The 23,651-nt window shown below is 63.5% G+C and carries 20 protein-coding genes and 1 tRNA gene; 14 read left to right on the top strand and 7 right to left on the bottom strand.

The genetic code is table 11. The features are described from left to right. The first annotated feature begins 87 nt into the window (after positions 1-87). Positions 88-816, top strand: coding sequence for a FadR/GntR family transcriptional regulator (locus WBR68_RS13865; protein ID WP_050448061.1), 729 nt, complete (start codon positions 88-90; stop codon positions 814-816). A 217-nt stretch (positions 817-1,033) separates the two neighbouring features. Further along, positions 1,034-2,929 (top strand): LTA synthase family protein, encoded by a 1,896-nt coding sequence (locus WBR68_RS13870; RefSeq protein ID WP_050448060.1) that lies wholly within the window; start codon positions 1,034-1,036, stop codon positions 2,927-2,929. A 230-nt stretch (positions 2,930-3,159) separates the two neighbouring features. Here the strand turns inward: WBR68_RS13870 and fahA are convergent, their stop codons facing one another. Beyond that, entirely contained in the window at positions 3,160-4,479 is a 1,320-nt protein-coding gene (gene fahA / locus WBR68_RS13875) for a fumarylacetoacetase (protein WP_230694536.1), read from the bottom strand. Positions 4,480-4,632: 153 nt separating this feature from the next. After that, positions 4,633-5,931 (bottom strand): homogentisate 1,2-dioxygenase, encoded by a 1,299-nt coding sequence (hmgA, locus tag WBR68_RS13880; protein WP_230694537.1) that lies wholly within the window; start codon positions 5,929-5,931, stop codon positions 4,633-4,635. 159 nt (positions 5,932-6,090) lie between these two features. On the opposite strand from hmgA, the gene WBR68_RS13885 reads away from it, so the two are divergent. Next, complete coding sequence (locus tag WBR68_RS13885) at positions 6,091-6,996, top strand: LysR family transcriptional regulator (protein WP_127185781.1); 906 nt, start codon at positions 6,091-6,093, stop codon at positions 6,994-6,996. 180 nt (positions 6,997-7,176) lie between these two features. Here WBR68_RS13885 and WBR68_RS13890 read toward each other — a convergent pair whose 3' ends face one another. The 4 genes from WBR68_RS13890 to mutM form a co-directional block, all read right to left on the bottom strand. Further along, the gene (locus WBR68_RS13890; protein ID WP_050448056.1) at positions 7,177-7,374 is read right to left on the bottom strand and encodes a DUF2783 domain-containing protein; all 198 of its coding nucleotides are present in this window, start codon (positions 7,372-7,374) and stop codon (positions 7,177-7,179) included. A 19-nt stretch (positions 7,375-7,393) separates the two neighbouring features. Continuing rightward, positions 7,394-9,073, bottom strand: coding sequence for an FAD-dependent oxidoreductase (locus WBR68_RS13895; RefSeq protein ID WP_127185780.1), 1,680 nt, complete (start codon positions 9,071-9,073; stop codon positions 7,394-7,396). A 126-nt stretch (positions 9,074-9,199) separates the two neighbouring features. Further along, positions 9,200-10,153 carry an MBL fold metallo-hydrolase gene (locus WBR68_RS13900; protein WP_050448054.1) on the bottom strand — a complete coding sequence of 318 codons (954 nt, stop codon included), beginning with the start codon at positions 10,151-10,153 and terminating at the stop codon, positions 9,200-9,202. A gap of 138 nt (positions 10,154-10,291) precedes the next feature. Next, positions 10,292-11,119, bottom strand: a complete 828-nt coding sequence (gene mutM / locus WBR68_RS13905) for a bifunctional DNA-formamidopyrimidine glycosylase/DNA-(apurinic or apyrimidinic site) lyase (RefSeq protein WP_127185779.1) — start codon at positions 11,117-11,119, stop codon at positions 10,292-10,294. On the opposite strand from mutM, the gene WBR68_RS13910 reads away from it, so the two are divergent. Further along, positions 11,118-13,004, top strand: a complete 1,887-nt coding sequence (locus WBR68_RS13910) for a tetratricopeptide repeat protein (protein WP_050448052.1) — start codon at positions 11,118-11,120, stop codon at positions 13,002-13,004. The two genes, mutM and WBR68_RS13910, sit on opposite strands and share 2 nt — an antisense overlap. 11 nt (positions 13,005-13,015) lie before the next feature. Beyond that, entirely contained in the window at positions 13,016-13,606 is a 591-nt protein-coding gene (gene lolB, locus WBR68_RS13915; protein WP_050448109.1) for a lipoprotein insertase outer membrane protein LolB, read from the top strand. A gap of 45 nt (positions 13,607-13,651) precedes the next feature. Here the strand turns inward: lolB and WBR68_RS13920 are convergent, their stop codons facing one another. Next, positions 13,652-15,238 carry a BCCT family transporter gene (locus WBR68_RS13920; RefSeq protein WP_230694538.1) on the bottom strand — a complete coding sequence of 529 codons (1,587 nt, stop codon included), beginning with the start codon at positions 15,236-15,238 and terminating at the stop codon, positions 13,652-13,654. A 202-nt stretch (positions 15,239-15,440) separates the two neighbouring features. Here WBR68_RS13920 and betI point away from each other — a divergent pair, with 202 nt between their 5' ends. From betI to WBR68_RS13965, 9 genes are all read left to right on the top strand, one after another. Then, positions 15,441-16,064 (top strand): transcriptional regulator BetI, encoded by a 624-nt coding sequence (betI, locus tag WBR68_RS13925; protein WP_230694539.1) that lies wholly within the window; start codon positions 15,441-15,443, stop codon positions 16,062-16,064. Between the two features lie 17 nt (positions 16,065-16,081). Further along, a complete protein-coding gene (gene betB, locus WBR68_RS13930) occupies positions 16,082-17,548 on the top strand; it encodes a betaine-aldehyde dehydrogenase (protein WP_050448050.1) in 1,467 nt (488 codons plus the stop codon). A 78-nt stretch (positions 17,549-17,626) separates the two neighbouring features. Continuing rightward, entirely contained in the window at positions 17,627-19,300 is a 1,674-nt protein-coding gene (gene betA / locus WBR68_RS13935; RefSeq protein ID WP_230694540.1) for a choline dehydrogenase, read from the top strand. Positions 19,301-19,336: 36 nt separating this feature from the next. Continuing rightward, a complete protein-coding gene (gene ispE, locus WBR68_RS13940; RefSeq protein WP_050448107.1) occupies positions 19,337-20,236 on the top strand; it encodes a 4-(cytidine 5'-diphospho)-2-C-methyl-D-erythritol kinase in 900 nt (299 codons plus the stop codon). Position 20,237: 1 nt separating this feature from the next. Beyond that, a tRNA-Gln gene (locus WBR68_RS13945) sits at positions 20,238-20,314 on the top strand. A gap of 140 nt (positions 20,315-20,454) precedes the next feature. Continuing rightward, positions 20,455-21,405, top strand: coding sequence for a ribose-phosphate pyrophosphokinase (locus tag WBR68_RS13950; RefSeq protein WP_006227587.1), 951 nt, complete (start codon positions 20,455-20,457; stop codon positions 21,403-21,405). A gap of 148 nt (positions 21,406-21,553) precedes the next feature. Beyond that, positions 21,554-22,168 carry a 50S ribosomal protein L25/general stress protein Ctc gene (locus tag WBR68_RS13955; protein WP_050448048.1) on the top strand — a complete coding sequence of 205 codons (615 nt, stop codon included), beginning with the start codon at positions 21,554-21,556 and terminating at the stop codon, positions 22,166-22,168. A 98-nt stretch (positions 22,169-22,266) separates the two neighbouring features. After that, positions 22,267-22,866: an aminoacyl-tRNA hydrolase gene (gene pth, locus WBR68_RS13960; protein WP_050448047.1), complete on the top strand. Its 600-nt coding sequence runs from the start codon at positions 22,267-22,269 to the stop codon at positions 22,864-22,866. Beyond that, positions 22,863-23,651, top strand: a complete 789-nt coding sequence (locus WBR68_RS13965; RefSeq protein WP_230694541.1) for a CPBP family glutamic-type intramembrane protease — start codon at positions 22,863-22,865, stop codon at positions 23,649-23,651. Before pth ends, WBR68_RS13965 begins: the two co-directional genes overlap by 4 nt.

Consider the following 23,651-nt stretch of genomic DNA (forward strand, 5'->3'; position numbering starts at 1 on the left):
TGGTATGTTGTCGTACAACTTGTGCAAAGTACAATCAGCCCCAAATTCACGCACCAAGCCCTTGTAATCATTGTCGGATCAACCCAGATGAACGCGCCTGTCGATACCCCCGTTTTGCCGCAGCGTCGTCCCCGGAACTTGGCTCAAGGCTTGGTCGAAAGCATCTCCGAGCGAATCCGTAGCGGAGCGATCCGTCCTGGCGACAAGCTGCCCACCGAGTCCGCGATCATGAGTCAGTTCGGCGTGAGCCGAACCGTTGTGCGCGAAGCGCTTTCCCGCCTGCAGGCCTCAGGTCTGGTGGAAACCCATCACGGCGTTGGCACGTATGCGCTGGAACCCAGCGGCAGCGCCGACTTTCGCATTGACCCCGCGGACATCGCCACGGTGCGCGACGTGCTGGTGCTGCTTGAGCTGCGCATCTGCCTGGAAAGCGAGGCGGCGGGCCTGGCCGCCACGCGTCGCAGCGACGCACAGTTGCAGGACATGCGGCGCGCGCTGGACCTTTTCAAGAGCGCCTTGGAAAGCGGCGGCGACACGATCACCCCCGACTTCCAGTTCCACCTCCTGGTGGCGCAGTCCACCGACAACCGATATTTTGCGGATCTGATGTCGCATCTGGGTTCGGCGATCATCCCGCGTACCCGCATCAATTCCGCCAAGTTTGCGCAGGAAGATCGGGCGGCCTATCTGGCCCGCGTGAACCTGGAACACGAAGACATCTACAGCGCGATCCTGCGCCAGGACGCGGAGGCGGCACGCGCCGCCATGCGCACGCACCTGAGCAACAGCCGAGAACGGCTGCGACGCGTTCAATAGGGCAAGCTGCTGGGCCGCGCAAGCGCTCTGTTGCGCCGGCGATGTCGTGCAACGCGGCCCGCCGATTCGATATCACCGCTGATCTGGCAAAACCGCGTTAATCTTTGCCCGGTTTCAATTTCGGACAACGAGGCGGCATGGTTTTGCTCGGCATGGATAACGGCATTCTTTTATCAGTAGCGGCAAACGCGATTCGACGCTTGCGAGGGGCTGCCGCATGCGTCGCCTGACACTTCGATTCATTCTCGCCGTCCTGGTGCTGCTGACGTTGTCGCGGCTTGGGCTGTCGTTCTGGATGTGGGACCGCGTACAAGCGGCTGGCGGCTTGTGGCCGGTGCTGCTGGGCGGGTTGCGTATCGACGTCTGCCTGCTGTCCATGGTGATAGCGTTGCCTGCTGTGTTCTCGCCGTGGTTCGGGCATCGGCCGCTGGCGGCGCGCATCACTGCGTGGTGGTTCCGCGTGTGGTGGATGCTGTATGTGCTGCTGGAGGTGTCCACGCCGCAATTCATCACGGAATACGACACGCGGCCCAATCGGCTGTACTTCATCTACCTGCTCAATCCCAAGGAAGTGGGGTCGATGCTGTGGCAAGGCTACAAGGGCGTGTTGCTGGCTGCGTTCGTGGTGCTGGTGGTGGCGGCCTGGTTGGCGTTCAAACTGTTTCCGACGCGTTCGCAAGACGGGTTCATGGCGTGGTGGAAGCGACCGATTGCGTCCTTCGTGATCCTGGCGCTGGCGGTACTGGGCGCGCGCGGCACGCTGGAGCATCGCCCTATCAATCCGGCCAAGGTGGCGTTCAGCTCGGATTCCATGGTTAATGCCTTGGCGCTGAATTCGCTGTACAGCGTGTTCGACGCGGCCTATCGCATGCAGGACGAGCGCTCGTCGGCCGCGATGTATCCGAAGATGCCGGTGGACCAGATGAACGCCATTGTTCGCGATAAGGCCGGCCTGACCGGCGCGCCACTGGATGCGCGCTACCCCAGCTTGCATGAACAAAAGGCCACGGTGCGGCGCGACAAGCCGCTGAACGTGGTGATCATCTTGCAGGAAAGCCTGGGCGCGCAGTATGTGGGCAGTTTGGGCGGACGCGACCTGACGCCGAATATTGACCGCCTGTCCAAGGAAGGCTGGATGTTTCATCGCGCCTATGCCACCGGCACGCGCTCGGTACGCGGCATTGAAGCGGTGACGGCGGGCTTTCTGCCCAGCGTGGCCGACGCGGTGGTCAAGCTGCCGCGTTCGCAAACCGGCTTCTTCACCTTGGCGCAGGTGCTGGGCAAGCACGGCTACCGTTCACGCTTCGTGTATGGCGGCGAGTCGCACTTTGACAATATGCGGGCGTTCTTCCTGGGCAACGGCTTCGACGAAGTGGTGGACCGGCCGAAGTTCGTGAATCCGGTGTATGAAGGCTCATGGGGCGCGTCCGACGAAGACATGTTCAACCAGGTCGACCGCCTGTTGCGTGCTGACGGCGACAAGCCCGTCTTCACGCTGGCGTTTTCCGTGTCGAACCATTCACCTTGGGAATACCCGGAAGGCCGCATCAAGCCGGTGGGCGACCCGGCCACGGTGGACAATACGGTGCGTTACGCCGATTGGGCGTTAGGGCAGTTTTTTGAAAAGGCGAAGCAGGCGCCGTACTGGGACAACACCGTGTTCCTGGTGATCGCGGACCACGATTCGCGCGTGTATGGGTCGATACCCGTGCCGGTGCGCCATTTCCAGATACCCGCGCTGTTCCTGGGCGCCGGCATCACGCCGCGCCAGGACGAACGCCTGGTGAGCCAGATCGATATGGCGCCGACGCTGTTGTCTCTGATTGGCCTGGACAACGTGAACCCGATGCTGGGCGCCGACCTGACGCAGCGCGACCCGAACCGCGCGATGATGCAGTACGCGGACAACTTCGGGTATTTGCAGGGCGACAAGCTGCTGGTGCTGGAACCCGCGAAGCCGCCACGCGAATTCCGCTACGAAGCGGCGCCGGTAGGCCAAAATGAAACGTATGCGCCCGTGCAGCCCGCCGACCCGACGTTGACCGATGAGGCGCTGGCGCATGCCCTGTGGGCAAGCTGGGCGTATCGGGAAGAAAAGTATCGGTTGCCGTGATGGGTTGCAAAGTATCGGCTGCCGAGCAGGGCTTCTCGCGTCAGCCGTGATGAAGTCGTGGCACGTAGGATGGGTGAAGTGCGAAAAATCTTCACCCAAGAACCCCACCTCTCATCGCATGTAACCCCTCACGCCCGGCAAGCGAGAAATCCTTCCTGAACGCAGTCGTGATGGGTTGCGCGCGGCGAATGCCGGGGTTCTTCTACCCGGCTTGCCGCGCTTCACCCATCCTACTGTTTGGCGGGTAGCACCACGCCTGAGGATTCGCCGAAGCCGATTTTCGGGTAGCCCGCTTTCTCGCAGGCGGCGCGCATGATGATCTGGTCGCCGTCTTGCAGGAAGGTGCGCTTTTCGCCCCAGGGCAAGTCAATCGGCGTCTTGCCGCCGTTGCTCAATTCCAGCAAGGACCCCGCTTCCGACGGCTGCGGGCCGGACAGCGTGCCCGTGCCCAGCATGTCGCCCGGTTGCAGATTGCAGCCGTTCACTGTGTGGTGCGCAATCAACTGCGCCACGTTCCAGTACGCGTCGCGGAAATTGCTGCGCGACAGCGTCACCGGCGGCTGCTTGGCATCGCGCGACTGGGCGGTGGTCATCAGCACTTCAAGTTGCACGTCGTAGGCACCCTTGGCGCGGTTCGCATCGGATGCCAGGTACGGCATCGGTTGCGGTTCAGACGGCCCGCGGTTGTACTGCGTGCGGAACGGCTCCAGCGCTTCCATGGTCACGATCCACGGCGAGATCGTCGAGGCGAAGTTCTTGGAAAGGAAAGGCCCCAGCGGCTGGTATTCCCAAGCCTGGATGTCGCGTGCCGACCAGTCGTTCAGAATGCACAGGCCAAACACGTGGCCGTCGGCGTCAGCCAGGTTGATGCGCTCGCCCTGGACGTTGCCGGTGCCCACGAAGATACCCAGTTCCAGTTCGTAATCCAAGCGGGCGCACGGGCCGAACTGCGGCGCTTCGCCTTCGTTGGCCGGGCGAGTCTGGCCAACGGGCCGGGGGAATTTCTGGTCTACGCCGATGCTGGACGCACGACCGTGGTAGCCGATGGGCACCCACTTGTAGTTCGGCAGCAAAGGGTTGTCGGGGCGGAATTGTTTGCCGATGGCGGTGGCGTGGTGCACCGAGATGTAGAAGTCGGTGTAGTCGCCAATGCGCGCGGGCGTGGTGTGTTCTGCATCGGCTTGCGCCACCAACAGCGGCTCGACCACGTTGCGCAACGCGGCGCCTTCGCGCAGCGCACGCGACAGGGCCAGGCGCAGGGCACTCCAATGTGTCTTGCCCAAGGCCATCAACGCATTCAGGCTGTCGCTGGCGCAAGCGGCCAGCGCCTCGGCGGCCTGGCCTTCAAACGGCTTTGCCGCTGCCAGCGCAGCCAGGTCCAGGATCTGGTCGCCGATGGCCACGCCGGGGCGGAACGACTCGTTCGTGCCCTTGCGGCGGAAGGCGCCATAGGGCAGGTTCTGCACCGGAAAGTCGGACGTGCCGGTGTTGGCGCTGGCAACCCAGCTCTTCAAGGACGGATCGTGGGTTTCGTTGATGGTGGTGGTCATGGCTGCGTGTCTCGTTAATGTGTGTGTTGAAGGGCCGACAAGCCGTACGAATGCTGAACGGCGGATAACAAAGGATGAACGCCAGATGGTGAACGCCAAACGGCGATGCGCTTTCGCGCATCGCCGTGAGCGTGGGTCAGCGAGGGGGCGCCGTCACGCCTTGGTGGGATCGAAGTGCTTCACGATACCCTGCCAGCACCGGTAGTAATCGTCTTGCAGAGCGTCGGAAGCCAGCGCCTGCGCGGTCGGGCGAATCACTCGGCGCGTTTCAAACATGAACGCCATCGTATCGCGGATGTAGTGGGCGCTGTGCGTGTCGGCGCGTGAGGCCTTTTCAAAGGTCTCGGCGTCGGGGCCGTGGCCGCTCATGCAATTGTGCAGGCTGGCGCCGCCCGGCGCGAAGCCATCGGCCTTGGCGTCGTACACGCCTTGTATCAGGCCCATGAATTCGCTGGCGACGTTGCGGTGGAACCAGGGCGGACGGAAGGTGTCTTCCATGGCCAGGATGCGCGGCGGGAAAATCGCGAAGTCCATGTTGGCCGTGCCCGGGGTGTCCGACGGCGCGGTCAGCACGGTGAAGATCGACGGGTCCGGATGGTCGAAACTGATCGAGCCGATGGTGTTGAAGTGGCGCAGGTCGTATTTGTAGGGCGCGTGCGTGCCGTGCCAGGCCACGACGTCCAGCGGCGAATGGTCGATGGACGCACGCCAGAAGCCACCGGTGAATTTCGCGATCAATTCAAAGTCGCCTTCCACGTCTTCGTACCAGGCCACGGGCGTTTTGAAGTCGCGGGCGTTGGCCAGGCAGTTTGAACCGATGGGACCCAGTTCTGGCAGGCGCAGCGCCGCGCCAAAGTTCTCCAGCATGTAGCCGCGCGCCTCGCCGTCCAGCAGTTCGACGCGAAAGCGTACGCCGCGCGGGATGACGGCAATTTCCAGGGGCTCCAAATCAATCAGGCCCAGTTCGGTGGCCAGGCGCAGCCGGCCCTGCTGCGGCACCAGCAGCAGTTCACCGTCGGCGTTGTAGAAGTAACGGCCCTGCATCGAGCGGTTGGCGGCATACAGATGGATGGCCACGCCGCCCTGTTCGTCGGGGCCGCCGTTGCCGCCCCAGGTCTTCACGCCTTCCAGGAAGTCGGTGGGGGCGGCGGGAATCGGCAGCGGACTCCAGCGCAGTTGGTTGGGCGTGACCGGGCCATGGCCAAACGTGCTTTCCCAGCCGGCGGCGCCGTCAAACGCTTCAAACGGCTTGTGTTGCGCGCCCGGCCGGATGCGGTACAGCCAGGAACGGCGGTTTTCGTTGCGAGGGGCGGTGAAGGCTGTGCCGGAAAGCTGCTCGGCATACAGGCCATACGGACATTGCTGCGGCGAATTGCGGCCCACGGGCAGCGCGCCGGGCAAGGCTTCGGTGGCGCAGTCGTTGCCAAAGCCGGTCAGATATTGCAGTTCCATGGAATCCTCCTGGGTGGCGGCGCGGTGCGTGGCCGCGCGGTCGGTATGGGGCCGTCTGACGAACGCAGCGGCGATGCGTCATTGTCGGAAAAAACTGCCAATACGGCTACGGGAATGTAAAAATACAGACTATAAATTTTGTGAATAGTAGGGGGCGGCATGGCCGAACTGCGCAACGTCGATCTGAACCTGCTGGTCCTGTTCCAGCACTTGATGGAAGACCGAAACCTGTCGGCGGTGGCACGTCGCATGGACTTGACGCAGCCCGCCGTCAGCAATGCATTGCGCCGTCTGCGCGAGGCTTTTGGCGACGAGCTCTTCGTGCGTACCGGGCAGGGCATGCTGCCCACGCCGCGCGCGCAGCGGTTGGCCGGCCCCGTCAGCGAGGCGCTGACCGTGCTGACGCAGGCGCTGCAGGATCAGGACGTGTTCGACGCCGCGACCAGCAACCGGCGCTTTCGGGTGGCCATGACGGATGTGGGTGAAATCCACTTCATGCCGCGCTTGATGGAGGTCTGCGTGCAAATGGCGCCGCAGGTGCGGATTGATTCGGTGCGGGTGCAGGGGCCGGACTTGCCGCGCGAGATGGAGTCCGGCCGGGTGGATCTTGCGATCGGCGCCTTTGACGAAATGGGGGCGGGCACGCTGCAGCGCATGCTGTTTCGCCAGGGTTATGCAACCTTGTTCCGGCAGGCACACCCCACGGCGCATGCGGGGATGGGCATCAAGGCGTTTCGCGCGGAACGCCATCTGATCGTATCGCGCGCCGCGCCCTACGGGCAGGTGAACCAGTCGATGGAGCGCGCGGGGGTGGTGCTGGCGGAACATTTCAGCGTGCCGCACTTTTCGGCCGTGCCATATATCGTGAGCGCAACGGATCTGCTGGCCACCGTACCGGAAAAGCTCGCCGCCAGCGCCGCGGCGCCGTTTGGCCTGCGCTTCATGACGCCGCCGGTAAAGGTGCCTGCGCTGCAGACGAACATGTATTGGCAACGCCGGGTTGACCGGGATAGTGGCAACCAATGGTTGCGCGGGCTGATTGTGAATACGTTTGGGGACGCTTGATGCTCGTAGGATGGGTGAAGCGCGAAGAATCGGCAAAAAGAAAACCGATGTGGAACGCGCGTAACCCATCATGCAGCGGCTGCGTTATGGCTGAATCCTTCCGGAATTCACCGTTGCTTGATGGGTTGCGCGCGTTCGGCGTTTTCGTTCTTCTTTGTTTTTTCTCGCGCTTCACCCATCCTACGATCCCACTACTGACTCCCTGGCTTGCTGCAATGCTTCGCGCAAGAGTGCCATGTCGCCCAGGTGGTTGGCCAGCAGCAGGATCAGCGCGGCGTTCAGTTCCTGGCTTTGCTCGTTCGTCAGGTCGCGATGTGTTTCGATCAGCGCTTCGTAAAAATCGTCGGGCGCGCTCAGGTTGGTATCGGTTATCAGCATGAGTTTGTGACCTCAGGAATCAGGCGTGGCCCGTGGCCCGCTTGACGGCGGCGGTAACCGCGTCGGCATGGAAGGCGCGCCAGCGGGCGGCGATGTGCTGGTCGGGGCGGATCAGGTAGGTGGTGCCGGGCTGCGCGTCATAGCGCTTGGCCAGGCATCCTTGGCGGTCGGCCACCACTGGCAAGTCCGCCGACAAGCCCGACACATCGCACTGCGCGTCAACCACCAGAACCGCCTTGACCGGCACCGGGGCCATGCGCAGCGCTTGCAAGGCCGATTGTGTGTCACGGTTGGGCAGGGTGCTGCCGCAGAACACGGCCAGCACGAAGCTGCCGTCCAGTTGCGCCATCCACCAGTCATCTGCGCCATTCACCGACACCGGTGCGTCCAGCGCGACGGCGCCGGGCGTCATGCGGCCGCTGAAGGCGTCGGCGTCCGGCGTATTCAACGGCGACCCGACATACGTGGCCGGCAGCGACAAGCGACCGCTGTTGACCAGCGACCGCGCAAACGCATGCGTCTTGGCCAGGTTCAACACGGCGTTGCGGAAGCTGCGGCTGACATCGCTTTTGGGCGTGATGAAGTCCGTGGCCCGCGACGAATTCAAAATGTTCTCGTCGGCCGCGTACTCGCGTTCGGCGGCGTAGCTGTCGATCAGCGCGTCGGGCGCCAGGCCCGCCAGCACCAGCTTCAGTTTCCAGGCCAGGTTTTCAGCGTCTTGCACGCCGCTGTTGGCGCCACGCGCGCCAAACGGCGAAACGCGGTGCGCGGAGTCACCCGCGAACACGACGCGGCCATGGCGGAATTTGTCCATGCGTTCGCATGCAAAGGTGTAGACGCTGACCCATTCCAGGTCGAACTGCGCGTCGGGGCCGAGCAGCGCGCGGATGCGCGGCAGCACGTTTTCAGGCTTGACGGCTTCAACGGGGTCGGCGTTCCAGCCAAGCTGGAAGTCGATGCGCCAGACGTTGTCCGGCTGCCGGTGAAGCAGCACGGACTGATTGGGATGAAAGGGCGGGTCGAACCAGAACCAGCGCTCGGTCGGAAAGTCGGCTTTCATCTTCACGTCGGCAATCAGGAAGCGATCTCGGAAGATGCGGCCATGGCTTTCCTGGCCGATCAGCTTGCGCACGGGCGAGCGTGCGCCGTCGCAGGCAATCAACCAGTCGGCATGCAGCGTGTAAGGGCCTTCGGGCGTGTCGATGCTGAGTTCAACGCCAGCATCGGTCTGCAACACGCCCGCAACCTTGTTTTTCCAGCGCAGGTCGATATTCGGTTCCTGGCGCGCCTGCTCGTACAGATAGCCTTCGGCGTAATACTGCTGCAGGTTGATGAAGGCGGGGCGGCGGTGATCGGGTTCGGGCAGCAGGTCAAAGCGCCACACTTCCTGTTCACGGAAGAACACCTTGCCCACGTTCCACGACACACCTTTGTCGATCATGCGCTGGCCGACACCCAGGCGGTCCCAGATTTCCAGTGTGCGCTTGGAAAAACAGATGGCGCGGGATCCGGTGGACAAGCGGTAATCGTCGTCCAGCACCACCACGCGCACGCCTTGGCGCGCCAGATCCAGGGCGGTGGTCAGGCCGACTGGGCCCGCGCCCACCACGATGACCGGATGCCGCGCCGCGGCGCCGGCGCTTTGGTCGGCGTGCTTCTCATAGGCGAACTCCATCGCCTGAAAGTCGATGTCTCCCACGGTTGTCTCCTGTGTGGGTCATTTTGTTTTTATGTGCGAAGCCGCGCGCCGTCTTGCGACGCGCGGTTCTGTTCTTGCAGTTTCATTCACAGGGCCGAAGGGCACCAGCCCGTCGGCCCGGCAGGCTCAGCCTTCCAACTGCGCCCACATTTCCAGATCGCGCTTGTCGGTCCAGATGCGCGGATGCGTGTGGCCCGAGGCCTCGTCATAGGCTCGCGACACGTCAAACGGCATGCAGTGGTCGAAGATCACCCAGTCGCTGTAGCGCGGCTTCATGAAGTCGTAGACCTCGCGGTAGATCGTCTTCAGATCCTTGCCTTCGGCCACGCCACGGTTCACCGCGCCGTACAGGTCCGTCAGGAAAGCGCGGGTGCCGGCCAGGCCTTGGCGCACTTCGGTGGCGTCTTTCAATGCCGGGCCACGTCCGGGCACCATCTTTTCGGCTTCAAAGCCCGACAGCGCGTCCAGCGTGCTGGGCCAGTCGCGGAAGTAGGCGTCACCGCAGTACGGGGTGGACTGGTATTCGACCAGGTCGCCCGCGAACAGGATCTTCTGCTCGGGCAGCCAGGCGATGGTGTCGCCCTTGGTGTGGCCACGGCCCACTTGCAGCAGCTTGACTTCCAGGTTGCCCAGGTTGACGGTCATTTCGCCCTTGAACGTCATCGTCGGCCAGACCAAACCCGGCGGAATCGATTCGGCATTGCGGAACAGGCGGGGGAAGCGGCCGATTTCGCTGGCCTTGTCCTGCTCGCCACGTTCGACGATCAGGTCATAGGTGTCGCGGCTGGCCAGGATTTCCTGGGCGTTGTAGGCGGATGCGCCAAACACGCGCACGGCATGATAGTGCGACAGCAGGATGTACTTGATGGGCTTGTCCGTCACTTCGCGGATGCGGCGGATGACGTCTTGCGCCATGACCGGCGTGGCTTGGGTGTCGATCACCATGACGGCCTCGTCGCCGATGATCACGCCCGTATTGGGATCGCCTTCGGCCGTGTAGGCATAGGCGTTGTCGGACAGTTTTTCGAACGAGACGACCTTGTCGTCCATATCGGCGTGCGAGGCGAATTGCTTGCTCATGGAGGCTCCTTCCACTGTTATAGGAATAGGTGTGTGGAAGGAATATAGCTTGGCGTTAGTGTTTGTGCAATACGTTCGCTATAAACAAATGATCGAGGCTTTACAGGGATTTCCCCAATAATTTCAGGGCCTTGGGGCTTAGTTCCTTTGGCATTTTGGGCAGTAATAGGTGGCGCGCTGTCCTTGGACAAAGCGCCGGATGGGCGTTTCGCAGACTCGGCACGGCAGGCCTTCGCGTTCATAGACGGCGGCATGAATCTCGAAGTACGCCCCGGGTTCGCCCGTGGCGCCCACGTAGTCCCGCAGCGTGCTGCCGCCGGAAGTCAGCGCGTCCGCCAAGGTGGCGCGCACCATGTCGGCCAGCCGTTCGCAACGCGCCAGTGACAGCTTGTTGGCGGGCGTCTTGGGGTTGATGCGCGCGCGGAACAGGCTTTCAGATGCGTAGATATTGCCCACGCCCACCACCGCCATGCCCGCCAGCAGTACCTGCTTGATGGCGGCGCCGTGGTTCTTGAAGTGGCGATGCAGCCAGGCGCCGTCAAAGCGCGGGTCGAAGGGTTCGATGCCCAGCTTGGCCAGCAAGGGATGGGCGTCGATGGGGCCGTCGGTATCGGCATGCCACAGCACCGCCCCGAAACGCCTGGGGTCATGCAGGCGCAACACGGCGTCGTCGAAAATCCATTCGACATGATCGTGCTTGCGCAGGAATTCACCCGGCGCCACGCTGCGCAATGAGCCCGACATGCCCAGATGCACAATCTGCGTGCCGTGCTCGAACCGCAGCAGCAGATATTTGCCCCGGCGCGCGCATTCCAATACGGCGCGGCCACCGATCAGCGCCGGCAATTCCGCGGGAATCGGCCAGCGCATGCGGGGTTCGTGGATGACCAGGCGCCTGAGCGTCCGGCCGGTGATGACGGCGTCGATTCCTCGGCGCGTAGTTTCGACTTCAGGCAGTTCCGGCATGAGCCAGTGTAAGATCATCAATTGCGTGTACGAAGATTGTGCCATCAACCGGACGGGCCGCGTGAAGTCGTCTTTTAAACAAATGAATATCGGGATCGCCGCGTTGGCGCTTGCGCTTGCAACAGGTTTTGCGCTGCCGGCCCAGGCGGCCGACAGCCGGACGCGAGATGCAACCGGGCCACGCATGGCCCCGCAGAACCGTCAGCCTGAAACCGAAGTGATCCGTCTGCGGCCGGGCCAACTGCCCTATGTTTCGCTGACCGGCGACATCTTCTACCGCGTCCTCGCGTCAGAAATTGCCGCCCAGCGCGGCATGTACGGCACGGCGGCCACCACCATGGTGGGCTTGGCCCGCGACACAGGCGACCCCCGCCTGGCGCGACGCGGGTTGGAATTCCAGTTGGCGGGCGGCAACCTGCCCGGCGCGCTGGAAGCAGCCCGGGTCTGGGCACGCCTGTCTCCCAACGATGTCGAAGCCAGTTCCACCGAACTGGCGCTTGCCGCCGCCAATGGCCAGACCAAGGGTCTGGCCCAGGCGCTGCGCAACCGCATCGACGCATCGCGCGACAAGCCGGCCGCCATCGGCCAGGCGCTGGCCGTGCTCAGCCGCCTGAACGACCGCCGCCTGGCGCTGCGCATTCTTGACGAATCCCTGAGCGACAGCGTGCGCAAGCTGCCCGCCGCCCATCTGGCCCTGGCCGACGTGGCATCCGCCGCCGGCGACTACCCGCGCGCCGCGCAGGAATCCCGCGCCGCGCTGGCCGCCGATCCCAAATCCGAACCGGCCGCCCAGCGCGTGCTGGAATACGGTTTCAGGGTGGATCCGCAGCGTGCCCAGGCCGATGCCCGCGCCTATATCAACCGCAATCCCGGCGCCCGCAAGGTTCGGCTGATGCTGGCGGGTCAGTTGGCCGACAGCGGCGACTACAACGGCGCGCTGGCCGAACTGCAAGCCATGTCGCGCCGCTCGCCGGAAGACTTCGACCTGCTTTTCATGCAGGCGCAACTGGCCTACAAGGCCGGCCAACTGCCGCAAGCCAAGACCCTGCTTCAGCAGTACCTGGACGTGCAGCAGCAGCGGCAGCGCGCCACGGTGCCGGGCGCGACCGACGCTGGCGCGGCCGCCGCCGATGCGCATGTGCTGCTGTCGCGCATTGCCGAAGACCAGGGCAATTACGACGAAGCCATCAATGAACTGGGCCGCATCGACGACCCGACGCTGCGGTATTCCGTGCGCATGCGGCAGGCGGCGCTGCGCGCCAAGAGTGGCCGCGTCGACGATGCGCTGACCATGATTGACGCGGCCGGCCCGCAAGACGAAGAAGAACGCACGCTGGGCGTCTTGACCAAGGCACAGATCCTGCGCGACGCCGACCGCGTGCCCCAGGCGATCCGCACCCTGGAAGCCGCTGACGAGGCGCTGCCCGACACCGTTGAAATCAAGTACGAACTGGCGATGCTGTATGAACGCCAGAACCGTCTTGACGATCTGGAACGCATGCTGCGCCAGGTCATCGCGCTGGATCCGGACCACGCACACGCCTATAACGCGCTGGGCTACACGCTGGCGGATCACAACAAGCGCCTGCCCGAAGCACTGGACCTGATCACTCAGGCGCTTGAACTGTCGCCCAATGATCCCTTCATTCTGGACAGCATGGGCTGGGTCAAGTACCGCATGGGTGAATCCGAGTCCGCGGCGGAATACCTGCGCCGCGCCTACAGCGTGCGCCCGGAAGCCGATATCGCCGCCCACCTGGCCGAAGTGCTGTGGAGCCAAGGCAAGCGCGATCAGGCGATGGAACTGCTGCGCGCCGCGCTGATGAAAGATCCCAAGAACAGGACCGTGCAAGATGTGGTCAAGCGCCTGGGGGTCAACCTGTGAGCGTGTTGGCTATGCGAAGCTTGGCCGGCCTTTCCGGCTGGCTGCGGCTGGCGCTGGTGACGATGCTGGCCATGGCGCTTGCCGCCTGCACCACCACACCCAAACCCATTGAGGGCGCCAGCGCCGACGCCTTTTCACGCATCGGCCGCTTTGCCATCACGGTCAACGAAGAAGGCGGCAAGCAGAATGCCGTGCAAGGCGGTTTTTCATGGTCGGACGATGGCCAGCGCTACGTGCTGGACCTGACCAACCCGCTAGGCTCAACCGAAGCCCGCGTGGAAGGGCGCCCCGGCGCAGCCAGCTTGACCAAGGCCGACGGCACCCGCCTGTTGGCCGATAACCCCGATGCCTTGGCCGAAGAAGCCCTGGGCAGCAGCATGCCCGTGTCCGGCCTGCGCGATTGGCTGCGCGGCAAGCTGCCGGCCGAGCCGGAAGCGTCGGATGTGGCCCGCGACGAGCTCGGTCGGCCCACAACGTTCGAGCAAGGCGGCTGGCGTGCCAACCTGTCGCGCTACGACACGCTGGGTCCGCAGATGCTGGTGCTGCAACGCCAGGAGCCGGGCCGCCGCATCATGGTGCGGCTGGTGGTCAACCAGCCCTGAGTTCTGAGTTCAGGGTTCTGAGTTCTGAACGCTGAACCCCGGCTCTTAGCGCGTGGCGGGCAGGTGGCTGGCTTCGGGGTTGTCTCGGACCAGCGCCTTGTACAGGCTGACCATGTAGCACAGCAAGATCACCGAAAAGGGCAGGCCGCACAGCACCACGGCGGTCTGCATCGCATTGAAGTTGCCCGCCAGCAGCAGGCCTACCCCCAGCATCGTCGTCAGCGCCGCCCAGAAAACACGCAACCAGATGGGCGCGTCGTGGCCGGCGTCGGCGTTGCGGGCCGACAGGTTGGCGATCATCAGCGTGCCCGAATCGACCGGTGTCAGGAACAGCATGAATGACATGACCACGCCGACGCCGGCCACAAGCGATGTCATCGGCAGGTATTCCATCAGCGTGTAGAACGCCATCGGCGGGTCGGCCATGGCCATCTGGCCCAGGCTGGCCGCGCCATCGTTCAGCACCAGATTGATGGCGGTATTGCCAAAGATGGACAGCCAGGCCAGCGTGAAACCCAGCGGCACCAGCATGACGCCGAAGATCAATTCCCGAATTCGGCGCCCGCGTGAAATGCGGGCGATGAACATGCCGACAAACGGCGCCCAGCCTATCCACCACGCCCAGTAGAAGATGGTCCACGAACTGGTCCAGCGCACGGCCTTGCGGTCATACAGGTACATGTCGAAGCTTTTGCCCAGAAATGCGTTCAGATAGTCGCCCAGGTTCTGCACCAGGCCGTCCAGCAGCAGGCGCGTGGGGCCGGCCAGGAATACGAACAGCAGCAATAGGCACATCAGCGCGGTATTGACGTTCGACAGGATGGCGATGCCGCGCTTGATGCCCAGCGCCGCCGCGCCCGTGGCCACCACCATCATGATGATCACGATGGGCACCTGGACGGCGGCCGTGTTCGGCACGCCCCACAGGTATGTTAGCCCGGCATGCAGCAGCAAGGCGCCCAACCCCAGGTTGGTCACCATGGACACGATGGTGGCCAGCACGCCAAAGCCATCGACCGCGTGGCCCACGCCCTTGGGCAGCGGCTTGCCGGACAGCCCTTGCAAGGGAGAACGCAGCGCCAGGGGCTGCTTGTGACGATACGCGAAGTAGGCCAGCGCCGTGGCGGTCAAGGCGTAGAGCGTCCAGCCATGGATGCCCCAATGCAGAAAGGTCAGGGTCAGCGCATTGCGCGCCGCTTCCTGGGTGCCGCCCGCGCCGGTGGGCGGCATCAGGAAATGGTCCAGCGGCTCGTAGACGCCGTAATACACCAGCGCAATGCCGATGCCGGATGAGAACAGCATCGATACCCAGGACAGGTAGCTGAATTCTGGCGATTCGCCGTCGTCACCCAGGCGCAGCGCACCGTGTCGCGATAGCGCCAGCCACAACGCAAAGCCCACGCTGACCGCCATGGCCAGCATGTAATACCAGCCGAAGTGCGCGGCCACCAGCAATTGGGTGGCCTCGAGCCAGGCTTGCGATTCGCCCGGCTGCACGATGAGCAGGGCGCCGATAAGCAGCACGGCGCCGGACGCACAGAGGAAAACGATGGGGTTGGTATGCGCAAGCCAGCCGCGCCTGGGCGGCGCGGCCCCGAGATCCCGCGCCGAGTTCTTCCGATCATGCTGCACCGCTGTCTCCCCGTGTGGTGATACTGCCGTGGTGCTTCCCGTGCTGCTTCCGATCGTTGTTTGATCGTGTCTGCCGGACCTTACTGTTTTTATATTGAATGATCAATCAATATAAATTAGACTCGACCGCACCCGGTTGGGCAGCCCCCCTTTTCCTGCCCCGCCCTTGCCAGCGCTTGCTCGCCCAGGAACCGCATTCATCATGCCAAAAGTCGGAATGCAGCCCATCCGCTGCAATCAACTCATCCAAGCCACGCTTGAATCCATCGATCAGGTCGGGTTGGCGGAAAGCTCCATCGCCCATATCGCCCGCGCGGCCAAATTGTCCACCGGCATCATCAGCCATTACTTTGGCGACAAGGACGGTCTGCTGGAAGCCACCATGCGGGAATTGCTGCGCAACCTGCGAGATTCCGTCTCGCGCGCGCGTCTTGATGCGCCGGCCGCAGCGCGCGCCCAGTTGCGCGCCATCATCAACGGCAACTTCGTGCCCACCCAGGTGTCGGGCAGCGCCATGCGCGCGTGGCTGACGTTCTGGGCGGCCAGCATGCACCAGCCGCGCCTGCGCCGGTTGCAACGCGCCAACGACCGCCGTCTGCATTCCAACCTGTGCTGCCAGTTCCGGCGCGTGATGCCGCAGGCGCAAGCGCGAGACGCCGCGCGTGGCCTTGCCGCCCTGATCGACGGCCTGTGGCTGCGGGGCAGCCTGCAGGGCGCGGATTTTGCCGGCGACAAGGCGCGTGACATTGCCTACGACTATGTGGACCTGCTGCTTGACCGCAGCCAATCCAAGGGCGAACCGGCCTTGGGCCCGCCCTCACTTTGACAATAGGACGGACTCCCATGCCTTTGCCTATCCAGCAACTCTACATCCATGGCCGGCGCACCAACGCCATCAGCAGCAAGACCATCACCACGGTAAACCCCGCCAACGGCGCGGTGCTGGCCGAAGTGCAGGTGGCCGCTCGGCAGGACATCGACCGCGCCGTGGCCAGCGCGCAGGAAGGGCAGAAGGTATGGGCGGCGCGCACCCCCGCCGAGCGCGGGCGCGTGCTGCTGAAGGCGGCGCAGATGCTGCGCGAACGTAACGACGAATTGGCCGAACTTGAAACGCTGGATACCGGCAAGCCGCTGTCCGAAACCCGTACCGTCGACATCGCCACCGGCGTGGACGTCATCGAGTATTACGCGGGGCTGGCCGCGGCCGTGGAGGGCGTGCAAGTGCCGCTGCGCGAATCCAGCTTCTTCTACACGCGCCGCGAACCGCTGGGCGTGATTGCGGGCATCGGCGCGTGGAACTATCCCGTCCAGATTGCCATGTGGAAATCGGCCGCGGCCTTGGCCACCGGCAACGCCATGGTGTTCAAGCCCGCCGAGATCACCCCCTTGACGGCGTTGCGGCTGGCCGAGATCTACACCCAGGCAGGCGTGCCCAACGGCGTCTTCAACGTGGTGCTGGGCAGCGGCCGTGAAATCGGCGATTGGCTGACCGGCCACCCCGGCGTGGCGAAGGTGTCGTTCACTGGGGGCGTGGAAACCGGCAAACAAGTGATGGGCGTGGCGGCGGCAACGCTCAAAAGCGTCACGCTGGAACTCGGCGGAAAATCGGCGTTGATCGTGCTGCCCGATGCCTGCCTTGAACGCGCGGCAGACATCGCCGTCATGGCCAACTTCTTCAGCTCGGGCCAGGTATGCACCAATGGCACGCGCGTGTTCGTGCACCGATCGCACAAGGCGGCGTTTGAGGCTGCCGTGCTGGAACGGGTGGCGCGCATCCGCATTGGCGACCCCTTCGATCCGCGCACGAACTTCGGGCCGCTGGTCAGCGCGGCGCACATGGACCACGTGTTGAGCTGGATAGAAATCGGCAAGCGCGAGGGAGCCACCTTGTTGGCGGGCGGGGTGCGGCTGACAGACGGTGCGTTGGGCAAGGGCTCTTATGTGGCGCCCACGGTGTTTTCAGATTGCGAAGACCGCATGGAGATCGTGCAGGAAGAGATCTTCGGCCCCGTCATGAGCATCCTGGCGTTCGATACCGAAGACGAAGCGGTGCAGCGCGCCAATGACAGCCGCTACGGCCTGGCCGCGGGCGTGGTCAGCCGCGACCTGGCCGCCGCGCATCGCGTTGCGCATCGCTTGCAGGCGGGCATTTGCTGGGTCAACACCTGGGGTGAATCGCCCGCGCAGATGCCGGTGGGCGGCTACAAGCAATCTGGCCTTGGACGCGAAAACGGCATGGATGCGCTGGCCCAATACACGCAGACAAAATCCGTGCAGGTCGAACTCGGCCCTTTCGCGTCGGTGTTCTGATCGTACTGACGATTCGGCGACGGGCGCCCGCCGCGCTGGCGGGCAGCCCGATTTCTGTACGTGTTCGAGGGGAAGACGATGTCCATCAAGCGCGAGTACGACTACATCATCATCGGCGCCGGATCGGCGGGCAACACGCTGGCCGCGCGGCTGACCGAGGACCCAGGCACGACCGTGCTGCTGCTGGAAGCGGGTGGGCAAGATCACCGGCTGGACTTCCGCACGCAGATGCCGGCCGCGCTGGCCATGCCCTTGCAGGGCAGGCGCTACAACTGGGGCTACAAGACAGATCCGGAGCCGCATCTGAATGGCCGTCGCCTGGATTGTGGGCGCGGCAAGGGGCTGGGCGGGTCGTCGCTGATCAACGGCATGTGCTACGTGCGCGGCAATGCCCTGGACTACGACCATTGGGCGCGCATCGATGGCCTGGCGCATTGGGATTACCTGTCTTGCCTGCCGTACTTCAAGAAGGCCGAAAGCCGCGACGTGGGCGCGTGTGACTATCACGGTGGCTCGGGGCCGGTCAGCGTCACTACCCCCAAGGCCGGCAACAACCCGCTGTTTGCCGCCATGGTGGCGGCGGGCGAGCAGGCGGGATACGCGCAAACGCCAGATATGAACGGCTATCGCCAGGAAGGCTTCGGGCCGATGGACCGCACGGTGACGCCTCGCGGTCGGCGCGCCAGCACGGCGCGCGGCTATCTGGACCAGGCGCGCGCACGCGCCAACCTGACGATCGTCACGCGGGCCTGGACTGATGTGATTCTGTTTTCCGGCAAGCGCGCAGAAGGGGTGGCGTGGGAACAGCACGGTCAGCATCACCGCAGCTACGCGCTGCGCGAAGTGCTGTTGTGCGCGGGCGCCATCGCATCACCGCAGATCTTGCAGCGTTCCGGTGTGGGTGCGGGTTCAGTGCTGCGCGGCCTGGGTATCGACGTGCAGCACGAGCTGCCCGGCGTGGGCGAGAACCTGCAAGATCACCTGGAGCTATACGTGCAATACGAATGCAAGCAACCCGTGTCGTTGGCTCCGTCGCTGAAGCTGCGCAATCAAGCCGCCATTGGCGCGCAGTGGTTGTTCATGGGCACGGGAATCGGCGCCAGCAATCAGTTTGAAGCGGGTGGCTTCATCCGCAGCCATGACGATTTCAAATGGCCGAATCTGCAATATCACTTCTTGCCGATTGCCATCAACTACAACGGGTCCAACCCCATCAAGGTGCATGGCTTTCAGATGCATGTGGGTTCCATGCGATCGCCCAGCCGGGGGCGCGTACGCATTCGTTCGCGTTCGCCGCGCGATCATCCCAGCATCCTCTTCAACTACATGTCCGATGCGCAGGACTGGCGTGAGTTCCGCGCGGCGCTGCGCATCACGCGCGAGCTGTTCGCGCAGCCCGCCCTGGCGCAATACGCCGGCCGCGAGATCTCGCCCGGCGCCGCATATAAGACCGACGCAGAACTGGATGCCTTCGTGCGCGCGCAAGCGGAAACCGCGTATCACCCATCATGCTCGAACAAGATGGGCGCGGCGTCCGACCCGATGGCGGTGGTGGATGGATACGGCCGCGTGCATGGGCTGGAGGCCTTGCGCGTGATCGACGCATCGATCATGCCGGATATCGTCACGGGCAACCTGAACGCCCCGGTCATCATGATGGCCGAGAAAATCGCCGACCACCTTCGCGGCCGCACGCCGCTTGCGCGCGCCGAGGTGCCTTACTACACGGCGCAAGGTCCGGCGCGTGGCTAGAATGTGGGCTTGTCCCGCACGCATCGGCTGCCCTCTGTGACTCTGTACGACGTTCCCGCTCCCGCCAAGCTGAATCTGTTCCTGCATGTGGTGGGCCGCCGCGCAGACGGCTACCACTTGCTGCAAACCGTCTTCCGCTTCATCGACCTGTGCGACACGCTGCATTTCGATGCGCGCGCCGATGGCGTCATCAGCCGGGCCACCGAGCTTGCCGGCGTGTCCGAAGCCGATGACCTGACCTTGCGCGCCGCGCGTGCCTTGCAGCAAGCCACGGGCACGCGCCAGGGCGTGCAGATCGGTCTTGAAAAGCGCATCCCGCAGGGCGGCGGGTTGGGTGGCGGTTCCAGCGATGCGGCTACTGTGCTGATCGCGTTGAACAAACTGTGGAACACGGGGCTGACGCGGCGCGAACTCATGGACCTGGCTTTGCCTTTGGGCGCCGACGTGCCGGTATTCGTGTTCGGGCAATCAGCCTTCGCGGAGGGCGTGGGCGAAGCGCTCACCGCCGTGACGCTGCCCGAACGCGCTTACCTGGTGGCGCAGCCGGACACTAGCGTGCCGACTGTTGGAATATTTTCAGCGCCCGATTTGACAAGGGATTCTTCTTACATCACAATAGCGGACTTTCTTGCTTCGCCAACTTTTTCCTTCGGGAAAAACGACTTGGAGCCGGTGGTTCACCGTCTTTATCCTGAAGTTTCCAGGGCATCGCGGTGGCTTGCAGAACAGGGTTACCCTGTACGCATGTCGGGATCAGGCGCGTGTTTATTCGCCGAATTCTCAGAACTTTCCGAAGCCGTTTTGGCGAAAGCAGAAATATCCGCTATAATGCGCGGCGCTGTTAAAACAAACAGCACAACGCATCCACGGTTTCGGTTAGTGCAGGCTTGTACTGGTTTAACTGAACATCCGTTGCGGAATTGGATTGCAAGATAGTTGGGGAGTCGCCAAGCTGGTTAAGGCACCGGATTTTGATTCCGGCATGCGAAGGTTCGAATCCTTCCTCCCCAGCCAACCGAATACATAAAAAAGCTGTTGAACACGCCTGTAAGACACTGGCCCGGGTTCAGCAGCTTTTTTATTTTCCGGATCCGCTGGCGTTTTCACCCCGCATCACTCGTTAGTGTCTTACAACGACCATCGCATCATCCATCATGGCAAACGATAGCTTCATGATCTTCACGGGCACGGCCAACACTCGGCTGGCCGTGGACGTAGTCAACCACCTCGATATGTCCCTGGGCAAGATGACCGTCGGTCGCTTCTCAGACGGCGAGGTGATGGTCGAAATCAACGAGAACGTGCGTGGCAAGGACGTCTTCGTTCTGCAGCCCACCTGTGCGCCCACCAATGACAACCTGATGGAAATCATGGTCATGGTTGATGCCCTGCGCCGCGCGTCGGCCGGCCGCATCACCGCCGCGATTCCGTACTTCGGCTACGCCCGCCAAGACCGCCGCCCGCGCTCGGCGCGCGTCGCCATCTCGGCCAAAGTGGTGGCCAACATGCTGCAAGTGGCTGGCGTTGACCGCGTCCTGACGATGGACCTGCACGCTGACCAGATCCAGGGTTTCTTCGACATTCCCGTGGACAACATCTACGCCGGTCCGATCTTGCTGGGCGACATCTGGCGCCGCAATTTCTCGAACCTGGTCGTGGTGTCCCCGGACATCGGCGGCGTGGTTCGTGCCCGCGCCCTGGCCAAGCAACTGGAAGCCGACCTGGCCATCATCGACAAGCGCCGTCCGCGCGCCAACGTGTCGGAAGTGATGAACATCATCGGTGAAGTCGACGGCCGCACCTGCATCATCATGGACGACATGGTCGACACCGCCGGCACGCTGTGCAAGGCGGCCCAGGCCCTGAAAGACCGCGGCGCCGGCGCCGTTTACGCCTATTGCACGCACCCCGTGCTGTCGGGCGGCGCCATTGATCGCATTGAAGCGTCGGAACTGGACGAACTGGTCGTCACCGACACCATCCCGCTCTCCGAGCAAGGCCAGGCCAGCGGCAAGATCCGCCAGCTGTCGTGCGCCGCGCTGCTGGGCGAGACCATCCTGCGTATCTCGAACGCGGAATCGGTCAGCTCGCTGTTCGTCGACTGACGCGCTTCGCGTCGGTCAGGCCACAGCCTACTTTTAGTTTTTGCACCTTGCTGGTCGCGGCAAGGCGCAATCAACACGGCGCGCATGTTGCGCGCCGTGCCGTTAACTGGTGAAGCCTCTTCACCTTATTTTGTTTTTGGAGTTTTCCATGAAATTCATCGCCACTGCGCGTAGCGTCCAGGGTTCGAGTGCGAGCCGCCGCCTGCGCCGCGCGGGCCGCGTTCCCGCCATTGTCTATGGTGGTACGGCTGCCCCCCTGAACATCGAACTCGACCACAACGAGATCTATCACGCCCTGCGTAAGGAAGAATTCCACGCATCGATCCTGCAAATGCAGCTCGAAGGCTCGAAGGATGAGCAAGTGTTGTTGCGTTCGGTTCAATGGCACGCCTACAAGCCGCAAGTCCTGCACGTGGACTTCCAGCGCGTGGACGCCAACCAGGCTCTGCGTACCAAGGTGCCGCTGCACTTTGTCAACGCCGAAATCTCGCCCGCTGTGAAGCTGGCCGGCGCCATCATCAGCCACGTGACGACCGAACTGGAAATCACCTGCCTGCCGAAGGCTCTGCCCCAGTTCATCGAAATCGACCTGTCCAACACCCTGGCTGGCGCTTCGATCCACCTGGCCGACATCAAGCTGCCCATGGGCGTCACCTACGTGCCCCACGGCGGTGAAGACAACCCGCTGCTGGCTGCCGCCATCGTCAAGGGCGGCGGTGCCGCCGCTGCCGACGACGCCGAAGAAGCTGCTCCGGCTGCCTAAGCCTTCTTGGAAAGCCTTCGGGCTTTCCGCGGCTTGTGCCCGAAACCCTGCGTGTGCATTTGCATGCGCAGGGTTTTTTGGTTTAAACACCCTCCATCATGTCTATTCCCATACGCCTCATTGTGGGATTGGGTAACCCCGGTCCCGACTACGAAACCACACGGCACAACGCCGGCTTCTGGCTGGCCGACCATCTGGCGGACGATCTGCGCACTTCTTTTGCGCTTGAGAAATCTTTTTTCGGCATGGTCGCCAAGTCGCGCCTGGGTGCGGACAACGTGCTGTTGCTCAAGCCCATTACCTATATGAATAAATCCGGCCAGGCCGTCGGCGCCTTGGCGCGCTTCTACAAGCTGGCGCCCGAACAGGTGCTGGTCTTGCATGACGAACTGGATCTGCTGCCCGGACAGGTCAAGCTCAAGCAGGGCGGTGGCCATGCGGGGCATAACGGCTTGAAGGACATTCAGGCGGTGCTGGGCAGCCCGAACTTCTGGCGCTTGCGCATCGGTATCGGCCACCCGCGCACGCTGGGCCTGGCCCAGCAGGTGGCGGACTTTGTGCTGCATCCGCCGCGTCGCGATGAGCAGAAGGAAATCGATGCCGTCATCGACCGCTGCCGCGCCGTGGTGCCGGCGATGCTGGCGGGTGATTTCCCATTGGCCACGCGCCAATTGCATAGCGGCAACGTTGCCGGATGAACAAGCACCCGCAGTCCGCGCCCGCTGGTAAAACCCGCTTTCGATTAGAAGTCGCGGACTTCTGGCGCTATATCCGTCACCCGCGTCCAGTGTCGCGCGTTTCGGGGCGTGCGGCGGGGCGTGTGGGTAATGGGTTTCTGGCTGATTGGTGGCCGGGCATTCGCCCCGGACGCCTGTTGGCCTGGGCCGGGCTGCTGTGGGCGTTGAATCTTTTTGCGCTGGGCCCCGTGGCTGTGATGGCTGCTGGCTTGGGCGGCGCCACCCACCGCATCGATCCGGCCAACCTGCCGTGGCTGACGGCGGTTATCTGGGCGCCGCTCGTTGAAGAAATGCTGTTTCGCTACGGTTTGCGCCGGCCCTTGCAGGCGCTTTGGTTGGTGCCCGCATTGATGCCCGTGGTCCTGTATGGCCCGCAACTGTGGACGGGACTGCTGCTGGCCGCTTTTATGCTGCTGGCCTGTTGGGGCGTGCGTCCCCGCGCGACGATGCTGTCAGGCTGGGACACGACATGGCGGCGCTACTACCTGAAGCACTTCGGCCTGGTGTTCCATCTGGTCGCGCTGACGTTTGCCGCGGTTCACCTGACCAACTTCGTCTATAGCAAGACGCCGTACTGGCTGATGCCGCTGCTGGTGCTGCCGCAATGGCTGACGGGCCTGGTGCTGGGCTGGACGCGGGTGCGACGCGGCATCGGCGCGGCCATCCTGCTGCACGCCACATTCAACGCCGGCCCCATTTTGATGATCTGGGCCGTCATGCGCTGGGCGCCGTCCGTCGTCAAATAG

The organism is Achromobacter sp. JD-1, from assembly GCF_038594925.1.
In the GTDB taxonomy this organism is placed as follows: domain Bacteria; phylum Pseudomonadota; class Gammaproteobacteria; order Burkholderiales; family Burkholderiaceae_B; genus Achromobacter; species Achromobacter spanius_C.